General features: G+C 40.8%; 11 protein-coding genes. All 11 read right to left on the reverse strand.

Translation table 11 applies throughout. The annotated features are described in order from the left end of the window. Positions 1–122: 122 nt before the first annotated feature. Positions 123–1,916, reverse strand: coding sequence for an ATP-binding protein (locus ABOA58_RS17410; protein ID WP_350302907.1), 1,794 nt, complete (start codon positions 1,914–1,916; stop codon positions 123–125). Further along, positions 1,913–2,629 (reverse strand): response regulator, encoded by a 717-nt coding sequence (locus ABOA58_RS17415; RefSeq protein ID WP_101222452.1) that lies wholly within the window; start codon positions 2,627–2,629, stop codon positions 1,913–1,915. The genes ABOA58_RS17410 and ABOA58_RS17415 overlap by 4 nt, the downstream gene beginning before the upstream one ends. A 295-nt stretch (positions 2,630–2,924) precedes the next feature. Then, on the reverse strand, positions 2,925–4,103 hold the full coding sequence (gene ccsB, locus ABOA58_RS17420) for a c-type cytochrome biogenesis protein CcsB (RefSeq protein ID WP_350299392.1): 1,179 nt from the start codon (positions 4,101–4,103) through the stop codon (positions 2,925–2,927). Further along, positions 4,096–5,745 (reverse strand): cytochrome c biogenesis protein ResB, encoded by a 1,650-nt coding sequence (gene resB, locus ABOA58_RS17425; protein WP_350299393.1) that lies wholly within the window; start codon positions 5,743–5,745, stop codon positions 4,096–4,098. The genes ccsB and resB overlap by 8 nt, the downstream gene beginning before the upstream one ends. An 18-nt stretch (positions 5,746–5,763) precedes the next feature. Further along, complete coding sequence (gene resA, locus ABOA58_RS17430) at positions 5,764–6,294, reverse strand: thiol-disulfide oxidoreductase ResA (protein ID WP_144478468.1); 531 nt, start codon at positions 6,292–6,294, stop codon at positions 5,764–5,766. 208 nt (positions 6,295–6,502) lie between these two features. Continuing rightward, on the reverse strand, positions 6,503–7,243 hold the full coding sequence (rluB, locus tag ABOA58_RS17435; protein WP_034308106.1) for a 23S rRNA pseudouridine(2605) synthase RluB: 741 nt from the start codon (positions 7,241–7,243) through the stop codon (positions 6,503–6,505). A 301-nt stretch (positions 7,244–7,544) separates the two neighbouring features. Beyond that, the gene (locus ABOA58_RS17440) at positions 7,545–8,072 is read right to left on the reverse strand and encodes a spore maturation protein (RefSeq protein ID WP_396020129.1); all 528 of its coding nucleotides are present in this window, start codon (positions 8,070–8,072) and stop codon (positions 7,545–7,547) included. Positions 8,073–8,085: 13 nt separating this feature from the next. Then, complete coding sequence (locus ABOA58_RS17445; RefSeq protein ID WP_101222457.1) at positions 8,086–8,679, reverse strand: nucleoside recognition domain-containing protein; 594 nt, start codon at positions 8,677–8,679, stop codon at positions 8,086–8,088. After that, positions 8,672–9,832 carry a D-alanyl-D-alanine carboxypeptidase family protein gene (locus ABOA58_RS17450; RefSeq protein WP_350299394.1) on the reverse strand — a complete coding sequence of 387 codons (1,161 nt, stop codon included), beginning with the start codon at positions 9,830–9,832 and terminating at the stop codon, positions 8,672–8,674. The genes ABOA58_RS17445 and ABOA58_RS17450 overlap by 8 nt, the downstream gene beginning before the upstream one ends. 158 nt (positions 9,833–9,990) lie before the next feature. Further along, positions 9,991–11,637: an FAD-dependent oxidoreductase gene (locus ABOA58_RS17455; RefSeq protein ID WP_350299395.1), complete on the reverse strand. Its 1,647-nt coding sequence runs from the start codon at positions 11,635–11,637 to the stop codon at positions 9,991–9,993. Between the two features lie 180 nt (positions 11,638–11,817). Continuing rightward, positions 11,818–12,381 carry an alkyl hydroperoxide reductase subunit C gene (gene ahpC, locus ABOA58_RS17460; RefSeq protein ID WP_034308115.1) on the reverse strand — a complete coding sequence of 188 codons (564 nt, stop codon included), beginning with the start codon at positions 12,379–12,381 and terminating at the stop codon, positions 11,818–11,820. Positions 12,382–12,747 lie beyond the last annotated feature (366 nt).

A 12,747-nucleotide genomic window follows, 5' to 3' on the forward strand; every position in this document is an offset into this window, starting at 1 on the left:
TTCCACAGATTCGGGACTTATCTGTTTCCTTAAAAAAACAAAGACAAGTTGGAAAGAAATCCAATTGCCTTTGTCTTCTCAGTTCCTTATGAAACAAGATTTTTTGGCAAGCCACCCGTCATTCATTCAGCATTCTCCATAATTCGAGGCAGGATAAAACTGAACGTTGTACCTTTATTAGGTAAACTGTTTACCGATATGAAGCCATCATGGGCATTGATTATATTTTTTACGATTGCCAAACCCAATCCGGTGCCCGAACGCCCGCGGGTCCTTGCTTTATCCGCTTTATAAAACCTCTCGAAAACAAAAGGCAGATCTTCTTCGGGAATTCCAGATCCAGAGTCCCTCACATCAATGATCAGACCCCTTCGATCACTTGTCCTCTGAATGACATCAATGTTACCTCCTGGAGGAGTATGACGAATCGCATTATCAATTAAATTGGTCAAAACCTGTTCAATACGGTCCGGATCGAAATGCCATTGAATTTGATCATCTTCAAGACTGGCTGATATTGTGATCCCTTTTTCTTTAGCCAGCCCGGAAAACTTACTTGTAATCCTCTTTAAATAAGGAGAAATAGGTACACATTCATAGCTAAGGTTCATTTTACCCGATTCCAATTTAGCAAGATCGAGCAGATCATTGACTAAACGTCCCATTCTCAAAGACTCATCATAGATGATGCGGGCCATTTCCACCTTTTCCTCTTCACTGCTCGCAATGTCATCTACAATCGCTTCACTATACCCCTGCAACATTGAAATCGGCGTTCTTAACTCATGGGAGACATTCGCTATGAAATCAGTCCTAAGTTTGTCCATACGTCTTTCATCACTCATATCCCGTATGATGGCCACCGCTCCCCGAATATTGTCGGCATTTGTATATAGCGGACTGACGATCAATCCCCAATCACGGCCCTGCAAGGTGATTTCACCGACCTTCTCCTTATCGAAGGATTCTGATTCATCAAAAAGATTCATTAAAACCAAAGGGACATTCACATTATCTTCCCGATTATAACCCTTTTCAAAGTACCAGGATTGCAGAAACCTTTCCGCGGGCGGATTCGTTTCAAGAATTGTGCCATCTTTATTGAAGGTAATGACCCCATCTGCCATACTGCTAAGAATGCTTGAAAGATGTTCCTTTTCCTGACTAAGTGCATTCATATTGAATTTCAGCTGCTTCCTCATCTGATTAAACGCTATGGCCAGCTCACCGATTTCATCTTGAGTCAGAATTGGAACCTTTGTATCAAATTTCCCTCGGGCAATCGCTAGGGCGGCTTCCCTCATCTTCACCAATGGGGCATTGATTCTTGTGGATAAAAAGAAAGCAAAAATCGTTGTCAAAATAATGGCGATGCCCGCTGCCAATAAAATGAACTGTGTAGTGGATTTTGTGGTTTCTTCCATGGACTCCAACGATTGAAATAGGAACACTTCATCCTGTTCCCCATTCAATTCAAGTGGAATGCCTACTACGATTGCTGACAATCCCTCGTTACCCGCATCATCGGAAAGCGCCATCTCCTTTTTCACAGTCTTTCTTTCCGTAAAAACCTTCAGTAATTCAGAATCTTTTTTTATGAGTTCCGGTGTGATTTCGAACTCATTATCTCCTCCGGTGGATGAGAATATCATTTTGTCATCATTTAGAATGATCATTTTCGCTTCGTTGCCTATTAGTTCCGAAGCTATTTGTAAAACCTCATTGCTGGATCCCTGATGTTCATTGGTAACCTTAATGATTTGTTCAGCGGTTTTGGTTAAATCATTTTCAATATTTTCAATTTGGAAATTCTCAAAGAATTCGACCAGCAGAACGGTTAAAACGATTAATACAAACGAAACGAGCAATAGGATCGTTGCCCATAGCTTCCCTACAACACTGCCCCATAGCATCAGTCATTAACGACTTCGAACTTGTAACCTACACCCCAAACGGTGACAATCATCTTGGCTGCGTTTTCGGATATGCGGTTTAATTTTTCACGTAAGCGTTTAACATGCGTGTCTACAGTTCGAAGATCTCCAAAGAATTCATAGTGCCACACTTCTTTTAACAATTGCTCCCGATCGAAAACCTTATCTGGGGATTTCGCCAAGAAATATAATAATTCATATTCTTTTGGTGTTAATGAAACCTCTTTGTTATCCGCAAGTACACGGTGGGCATCATTATCAATGGTTAGATGCGGGAAGACGATCACATCTTTTGCCGTCGTTTCCGTCTGCATGTAACTTGTGCTTGATGAGCGACGTAATAAAGCCTTAACCCTTAACACGACTTCACGGGGACTGAAAGGCTTTACGATATAATCATCGGTCCCCACTTCGAACCCTTGAACGCGGTTCACTTCTTCACCTTTAGCAGTCAGCATGATAATCGGTGTCGTTTTCTTTTCCCTTAACTCACGGCAAACTTCGATTCCATCTTTACCAGGCATCATAATATCCAATAAAATTAAATCATAATCATTTTCAAGGGCTTTTGTTAAAGCAACATCTCCATTTTCAGCTTCATCGATCATGTATTCTTCTCTTTCCAAATACATCTTTAGCAGCCGGCGGATTCTTTCCTCATCATCCACCACGAGAATTTTAATAGCATTATACATTATGTATCAGCCTCCTATTCATATATTCTACAAAATGAAAACTTCCATGACTAATACTTTTTCCTCACAAAGTACGATAAAAAGCGTATTTCGCATGGGTTCCATGAACCTTTCACCATTTTGTCACAAAAAAAGACTTCGACCGCTACTAAGAGTTCATAAATGCTATTTCAACGAAATATTGTTTTATTAAAGGGAGTGACGAAAAAAGGGATCATTTTCCAGAAAAATCGATAAACCAACTCATCGACGTTTCTATCAAAAGACCCCCTTCTCTAAATATTACAATACAGAATCAAGCATATGAATGCAAACCAGCAATAACTAGATTTACGAATATCAGGTTAAACATTATGATGGCAAAACCGATTACGGCAAGCCAAGCTGATTTTTCCCCTTGCCACCCCTTTGACATGCGCAGATGCAAGAAAGCCGCATAAAACAACCAAGTAACCAGTGCCCAGACCTCTTTCGGATCCCAGCCCCAGAATCGTGTCCAGGCCACTTGAGCCCAGATCATTGCAAAAATGAGGGCACCGAGTGTAAAGATCGGAAAACCGATAAGAACCGAACGATAACTAATCTCGTCCAATAAATTCAAATTCACATTTTTAACGATCGGTTTAATCAATGCTGCCACTCTTTTGCGAGCAATCAACCTTATTAAACCATACAGGACGAGTCCCGCACCGATTGACCAAATTACAGTATTCAGTTTCTTGGCATTGATCAGTGCAGGCATGTCCACCAGTGGTTCAAACCGATCCGTTTCGATAAGTTTCCCTTCATTTGGACCTACCAATGCCGGCAGGTTGAATTCCTGTTTGACCTCGGCACCATGTTTATCGACCCAATCAAAATTCGCCTTATAATCCATGGCAGCAAAAGAAGAAGTGATGATGACGAAACCGAGGGTGCAGACTAATGTAAACATGATGGCTTCAAGCCAGAACGTTCTTTTGCTTGATTGTGTCTGATCGACGAATTTGATTAAATAAATGATGGCAGTAATGAAACTTATGGCAAGGATTGACTGTCCTGCCGCTGCAGTCGTTACATGAATATGAAGCCAATCACTCTGCAGGGCAGGGATGAGTGGCGAAATCTCTGTAGGGAACATACTTGCATATGCGATTATCAATAACGCAATCGGCAAAGCGAATAGCCCAAGGGCAGGTGTTTTATAAAGAAAATAAATTAGTATGAAAGCACCGACCAGCATCATTCCGAAAAAGGTCGTAAATTCAAACAGGTTACTTACCGGGGCATGGCCGGCAGCAATCCATCTTGTGATGAAATACCCGATTTGCGCTGCAAATCCGATAATGGTGATGAAAATGCCCAGCTTAGCCCATTTGTTTTGTTTCTTTTCCTCCGCTCCGCGTTTATCCTTGATCGATCCCCCAAATAAAAAGGTAGCGATCAGATATAAAATGAAAGCCGCATATAAAAGGTTACTGCTTAGTTCAGCCATTTAAAACTTCCCCCTTACTAGAAGATTTCTCCTCTTCAAGTTGATCCATTGGTTCGGAAAGTGATGTTGATTCTATCGCTTGTTTTATATCTCTTTTAATGCCGTGCCAGTTTTTGTTTGTATGGCCGGCCAAAAGTATCTCATCATCTTTCCTCTTAATCCATATACGCCGGTGATTCCAATAAGATCCTTGGATAACGCCGATCATGAAGATGATTCCACCCGTGAATAGGATCCAAAGCGTTAAATCCTTCCTGACGGTCAAAGCCGTGACATCTTGGGTTTCCACACCATTAAAAGCCATTTTATAAGTGTTTTCCCCTAAAGGCTCCACAGTCTCCTTAATCGCCACGAAACTGACTTCACCCTCTGGCTTATCCGGAGTATGCATTTTAAAGATAAATGCTGGATTATTCGGAATCTTCGATATCGTTCTAGGCTCGCCTTTTTCATCGAACTCGAAATCGGGGAAGTAACTGATCAAGTCAACGGAATATCCTTCTTTCAACTCGTATTTCTTTTGAGGGTTGTTCAAATCAACCTTTAAGCTGCCATATTTCTCTTCAGTTTTTTTATTTATCAAATTAAAAGCCATCGTGCTGAGCTCGTCCAGTTTATAGTCTACTTGGTAGAGAGCATAATGATCATGTTTCAAAGGTTCGTTGACTTTGATTTTATAATCTTTAAGCTTTTCAAGGTCCACTTTTTCCCCTGGTAAGGTTTCTCCCTTGCGCTCATAGAGCGTAACATCGGATTGATAGGTTTTTGCGATCGTACCGGTTTTATCAATTGCAGCACTGTACTGCTCATCTTCTTCATTCTCTTTGTCATACACCTCTAAGGTAAATTCATTATTCTGGAGGTAGTATTCACCATTTGTACCCGGGATTTCTTTTCTCTCGCCTTCACGCAGCCAAAGTACTTTGTCGATATACATCCCAGGGACGGAACGCAATAATGCTCCAATTAAAAAAATGATAAGTCCAATATGATTTACATAGGGTCCCCAACGTGAAAAACGACCCTTTTCGGCAAGTATATGACCGTTTTCCTCACGTATATGATAACGCTGCCTTTTTAGTCTATCCTTTACTTCTTCAAGGTTTATATCTTGGTCTTCCAGCTTTGTCACCCCGTAAATCCGCTGACGTTTCATGAACCCGTCATGGCGTGTGACCCCTTGTTTTTTTAACGATCGATATAACGGAAAGAACCGGTCGATACTGGCAATCAATAGTGATATGCCCAGCATGCCTATGATAATCAAATACCACCATGAACTATACAAGTTATGAAACCCGAGTTCATAATACACCATTCCGAACCAACCGTATTCCAGTTCATAATGCTCTGCAGGCGTAGCTGTTGAAGGGATGTACATTTCCTGGGGTAAAATCGTCCCGATAGCTGAAGCGATCAAGGCAATGACAATGAGCGTCACCCCGACCTTAACGGAAGAAAAGAAGTTCCATATTTTATCGATGATCGTTTTTTTATATGTTTGTGAACGCCTGGCACTTCCTTCATATCTCATATCAATAAGCTTGTTTTCTTTTTCGTTATCAAGCACCATACCGCATTTCCCACAAATGTTTGTGCCAAACGCATTTACATGACCACAATCGCACTTTACTTCTTTCATGTCAAAAACTCCCCAATATTATGGTTTAATTCTCTCCATATGCTTTTGGATGCTCTCTTCTGTCAAAGCTCCGGTGATGATATCTATCACTTTCCCCTCTTTATCAACCAAAAAGGTGACAGGCAATATATCCACGCGATAAGCATTTTCCACTTCCCTACCTTTATCGATCATGACAGGAAAGGTAAGATCATGCTTTGTAATGAAATTATTGACAGCATAGTCAGATTCCCCGACATTAACCGCCAATATCTCAACGCCCTGGTCTTTAAAGTTTTTATATTGATTTTCCATATAAGGCATTTCATATTCACACGGCTTGCAATATGTACCCCAAAAGTTCAGGAAGACGCCTTTTCCCTTGTAATCGGAAAGTTTATGCTCTTTGCCTTCCATATCAGTCAAGACGAAATTGGGTGCATCGGATCCTTTTCTCAGACTCTCATTCTTATCTTTAGTGAAGTTCGTATAAAGGGCAAACACTAAAGCTGCACCTAAAAGCAGGAGAATGATGGTTCTGCTAATTAGGCGTCGCTTCTTTTTATCCATAGAGATCCTCCTAAGGCCACACTAAATTTAACCATACCATTATACCATTTAACGACATGTCCTTTTTATTTACATTTCTGAAGGTTTTGTGACATTCTTTCCCGATTCATGAAGGAAAAGGTATTTACAGGTTGTTTTCCACCACCCATTCTTCAAGGAGGGGAATGGGGTAGTGGTTTCAACCTATCAATACAGGAAAAGTTCTTATCTACATTCTCCGCTGTTTAGGCTCGGTCGTTGCTAATGTCCGCATTAATTTAACTTCATGTGGAGTCAGCTCCCGGGAATCCCCTGCTGTTAAACCGTCCAAGGTCAAGAAACCATATTGTTCCCTCTTCAATTTAATGACGGGATGGCCAATTGCTTCGAACATCCGGCGGACTTGCCTGTTCCTGCCTTCATGTATTGTGATTTCAACGATGGCTGTTTCCTTTTTCTTGTCGGTAGACAATACCCTTGTCTTGGCTGGAGCAGTCTTGCCATCCTCTAACTTGATACCTTTATCCAGCTTTTTCAAGCTTTCACGCAAAGGCATTCCTTTCACTTTTGCCACATACACTTTATCCACTTCATGCTTCGGATGCATTAACGTGTTTGCAAATTCTCCGTCATTCGTTAAAATCAATAAGCCCGAAGTATCGTAATCCAAGCGGCCAACTGGATAAATCCGTTCATTGATGTAAGGGAAAAAGTCCGTTACGACTTTTCTGTTCTTATCATCAGAAACTGCCGAAATGACGCCGCGCGGTTTATAGAATAGGAAATAAACCGGGGCTTCTTTTTCAAGCGGGACTTCATTAACCTCAACCTTATCATTAGGCCCCACCTTCACACCTAATTCCTTCACTACTTTGCCGTTCACTTTTACCTTACCTTCTAAAATCAACTCTTCTGCTTTACGGCGGGAAGCCAGTCCAGCATGTGCTATCACCTTTTGTAATCGTTCCATCTATCTTCACCCCATAATATAATCATTCGTTTGTTATTGTCTATACATACACAATCATACAATTATTACATATTGAGAGGCAAAAACAAAAGGTTTTTCGCGATTAAGAGCTTTTCTTTTATTATTACACCAATAATGGGACGGTTAAATGGGCTGGTTTCCATAATGAGTGTAACATAGCTTATTTTTCCATACAAAAAAATGTTTCTTTTGATGAAGGTTTGAATGCACCTTATTAATGGAGGGCTAATTTTAAGAAAAAGACAAAAAAAAAGAAATGGAATCGCCCATTTCCCTTCCTTTAATTCATACCGAAAACCAATGTGACGACAATAACGGCAGCTATGATTCCGATCAAGTCTGCCAAAAGGCCGACCTTAAGGGCATCACCCATTTTTTTGATTCCGACGGCTCCAAAATAAACGGTCAATACATAGAAGGTGGTATCTGTACTTCCCTGAATCGTGGCAGCCAAACGTCCAACAAAGGAATCCGGTCCATAAACCGATATCAGGTCGCTGGTGATTCCTAAAGCGGCTGTTCCGGATATTGGTCTAATAATCGCAAGGGGTAAAACCTCAGACGGAAAATGAAGAAAGGAAAGCAAGGGGTGCAGTGATTGTACAATGAAATCCAACGCCCCTGATGCCCTAAATACTGAAATCGCCACAAGCATCCCTACCAGGAAAGGGATGAGGGAAAAGGACATGCTGATTCCTTCTTTCCCCCCCTCAACGAAGGTCTCATAGGTGGGAACTCTTTTCAATGTGCCGTAGAGTAATATACAGAGAATCAAAATCGGTATCATCCAAATTGAAATGGTGGTCATCCAGTGCAACATCTTATTCCCTCCCGTTCCTCTTTCTCCTGTAATAAAAATATCGATCTATCGCGATTCCTCCAACGGCAGAAATGGCCGTTGCTATTATGGTCGGAAAAACGATGTCCGTCGGGGAGTGGGCATCGTAATTCATGCGGATCGCAATGACAGTAGTTGGAATCAACGTTACGCTTGAGGTATTGATTGCTAAAAAAGTGACCATCGAGCGGCTGACCGTTGCTTTTCCTCCATTTAGTTTCTTTAGCTGTTCCATGGCTTTTATACCAAGAGGCGTAGCTGCATTCCCCAATCCGAATGTGTTTGCCATCATATTGGAAAGTATATACCCCATAGCGGGATGATTAGGAGGAACTTCAGGGAACAGCCATCTCATGAATGGCTTGAACAAGTTGGATAGTTTATCTAACAGCCCCGATTCCTCCGCTATTTTCATCAGACCGAGCCAAAAAACAAGTATGCTCATCAATCCCAGACAAAGGGTGACAGCCTCCTTCGCGCTGACAAAAAGAGCTTCATTCACCTGTTCCATCGTCCCATTAACCATGCCAAAGACAATACCGATCACAAACATCCCGAACCAAATGTAATTAACCATTTCGTCCGATTCCCAATACCGCTTCAAATACCTCAGCCCAAGAAGATTGGAATGATTGTTGCTTGAAGCTTTCTTTTGCTTCCCCATAAAAAATCGAACGAGTGCCTATTTTCTTTCCATCGAGATAGATGGATGCTCTGCCGACCACTTCCGGGATTTTCCTTTTATCTTTCCAAGCCTTCTGGGGCTTCAGCAATTTCATTTTCACATTGACCAATTCTCTCTCTTCTTTTGTCAGTGGGTACGAAAAATCATTTTTAATGTAGACATGCCCTTTATATATTTCATTTTCCATATTTTTTACCATGCCTTCGGGTAAAATTTCTGTCGGCTTATAATCCTTAAAGGCGGATTCGTACATTTGAATATGATCATTCCAATCATCCGGACCATTCAATGTCACAGCAATCAGGTCATGTTCGTTTTTTGTTGCCGTCGTGACCAAAGTACGTTTTGCTAGTTTGGTATACCCTGTTTTCCCTCCTGTGCAATACTCATATAGTTGTGTAAGCAAACGGTTTTTGTTCTTCCATACATAATCCCATTGTTCAGTGGAATTAGGTGCTCTGTGTTCCTTTGTGCCGGCAATCTTTGCATACGTTTTATTTTGCATGGCATAACGAGTGAGTATGGCCATATCATATGCGGTTGAATAATGGTTCTTCGTATTATCCAAACCATGTGGGTTTGAAAAATGGGTATTTTTCATACCGATTTCTTCAGCTTTTTGATTCATCATCCAGACGAATCCATCCAGGCTTCCGCCAACCTTTTCGCTGATTGCGACTGCTGCATCATTACCTGAACGAAGCATCAAACCATAAACCAAATCTTCGAGCTTAATTTTTTCTCCTACTTTTAAATAAAGTGAAGAGCCCTCCGTCCCGAAGGCATTGCTGCTTACCTTCACCGTTTCATCCATTTGTCCCGATTCAATAGCCAAGATAGCCGTCATTATTTTCGTAATGCTTGCAATACGGTTCTTTTCATGGGCATTCACTTCATAAATGACCCTTCCGCTATCCTCATCCATTAAAATCGCACTATGGGCACTTACGGATACATTTGCTTTGGCGCTTTGTACAGGAGCCATAAAAGACAACAGGAGAATGACGATACACAAACTTGATAACCCTTTATATGGAAAACGCATGAGTGCCCCCTCGTCTCTTTACTTGTTTTTGTACAAGTTTATGCAAAGGGACAAGGGTTATGAATAAAAGAATGTAACCCTTCATGTTATCTACCGATTTTCTCAGTGATTTCCCATAAAAAAAATCGATAGGGGGCCCCTATCGATTTAGTGTTCTATCATACTAATAATGCAGCGATTTCATCAATTTTCTTAGCTCCGAATACCACTTCTTCATCATTGATAATCATGGCCGGCACGCTCATGACTTTATATTTCTTCTTGATTTCCTGGAAATTGCTTATATCGACCATTTCAGCTTCAACGTTAGGGTTTTCAATCGCTATGCGCTGAGCGCCCACTACAACGTCAGGACAGTAGTGACATGCCAATGAAACCATAACCTTAATGTTCGCTTTTTTACTGATACCCTTGATTGAATTCAATACGGTTGAATCCAATGCTTGACCAGGTCCGGCCAGGTTATAGATAGCCAAAATGAAGGAATTCAACTCATGGCCGCCAGGTACACCGTGGTATTTGACGCCACTGTATTCACCATTCGAATTTAAGAGGGAAACGACAGGAAACTTATCTGCATTGATTTTTTCTTCAATTTCCACATTTTCACCTTTGTTGTATAACTCAAGATGAAGCTTATCTCCTAATTCCGCAACATCCAACAAGAAGTCTCGCAATTCAACTGATTTTGGCAAACTTTCATCGACGATGGACACTAATGTAACGTCACTCTCCATCTTGCCGAAGATTCCCTTTAATTGGCCACGTAACGCATCACTCAATAAAGCGCTTTTGCCTGCCGGGACTGCTGCCTGTTCTTTTTTCGCCGGTTTCTCAACTTCAGGTTCATCTTTGATTCCCAGGCGATCTTTTTCTTCTGCAATATATTTACCGGCATCCGTTGCTGCAATCGCTCCGTCGGATACAGCTGTGATAATCTGGCGCAAGGATTTTGGCCTTAGGTCGCCCGCGGCATAAACACCCTTCACATTAGTCTTCATATCATCATCGGTTAAAATGTAACCAGCATCATCCATTTCGATATGGCCATTGAAAATCTCTGTTTTCGGCTCGTAACCTATGAAAACGAATACGCCAAACGTACTGTCTTCTTCCTTCGCCTTATATTCAAATTCTTCTTTAGTCGCATTATTGATGAAACGGGCACTTTGAATCATCCCGTCTCCATATACCCCAAGGATTTCCGTATTGAATTTCACTTCAATCTTATCATTTGCCATTACTTTATCAACAATGGAAGGGGCACACGAGAAGCTTGATTCCCGGGCGATGATTGTAACTTTTGTTGCAAAGCGTGTCAGGAAAATAGCTTCTTCAGCAGCTGCATATCCTGCCCCGATAACGAAAACTTCCAATCCTTCAAAGAATTCACCATCACATGTTGAACAATAAGCTACACCGCGGCCGGTAAATTCCTCTTCACCTGGAAATCCTAGTGTCCTTGGAGAAGCACCCGTTGCAATGATGACGGCGCGTGCATGGTAGTCCCCGCCAAGTGTTTTTACGACTTTCACCTCACCGGAGAAATCCACGCCCGTTACATCGGCTTTTGCGAACTCAACGCCAAAATCTTCGTTTTGAAGCTTCATTTCTTCAACTAACCTAGGGCCCGATATATGACGGATACCAGGATAATTGGCTATTTCCGACGTAGTTGCAGCTTGTCCGCCGCCAGTTCCTTTTTCTAGGATTATTGTTTTTAACTTAGCTCTTCCTGCATAAACACCGGCTGAGAGGCCTGCAGGACCGCCACCAATAATTAATAAATCATATATTTTTTTCATCTTTTGTGCTCCTTGCTGAATGATTATAACGTGCTAAACTGATTATTTTGAAAAACAAAAGGCACTTATTTTAGGTAAGTGCCTTTTGTCATTAGATCATGTCGGACGATTTGTCCAGTAATCGTAATCAATGCTGGGTATGTCCATTACCTGTAGAAATGGACCCTCCCATATTAAAAATTAAAGTTTACCTACAAGGTCTAGGCTTGGTTCAAGAGTATCTTCACCTGGAGTCCATTTTGCAGGGCAAACTTTATCTCCATGTTCCGCTACGAATTGTGCAGCTTGTACTTTTCTTACAAGTTCTTCTGCATTACGGCCAATTCCTAAATCATTGACTTCGTATGCTTTAATTTGTCCTTCTGGATTTACGATGAAAGTTCCACGAAGAGCCAAACCATCTTCTTCAATCAATACACCGAATTGACGGGATAAAACGTTTGCTGGGTCAGCTAGCATTGGATATTGGATTTTACCGATTGTATCAGTAGCATCAGCCCATCCTTTGTGGCTGAAATGAGTATCTGTTGAAACTGAGTAAACTTCACAACCGATTTCCTTGAATGTTTCATAGTTATCTTGAAGATCAGCTAATTCAGTTGGACATACGAAAGAGAAGTCAGCTGGGTAGAAAAAGAATACTGCCCATTTTCCTTTAACATCTTCAAGTGTTACTTCTTTGAACTCTCCTGCATGGTAAGCTTGTACTTTAAAATCTTCAACTTGTTTATTGATCAATGACATAATAAATTCCTCCAATAGCTATTTTTTTATCTGCTCCTATTTATAATAATTATTAAATAGAAACTAGTCAATAAATATACCTTAATAATTTTTAAGTTCACAAATTGGTCACAGTTTTTATATTGATATAAATTAATTATTTTTAAAAACCCATAGTACTTCAAATTAGCATTATTAACACATTTCCAATGTTATTTCAAGGATTTAAATAAGACATATGCTCATTATTTCGTGAGATGATATCATCTCCCTTTCAATCTAATTATATTTTCCAAATGAGAATCATAAGTCGCTTTAAAATTAAATTAGCAGGTTCTCCTTCATATCCTTGCCATAATTTCCCTAAAAAATTCTTGATACAAAATT

This window comes from Peribacillus frigoritolerans, from assembly GCF_040250305.1.
GTDB lineage: Bacteria > Bacillota > Bacilli > Bacillales > DSM-1321 > Peribacillus.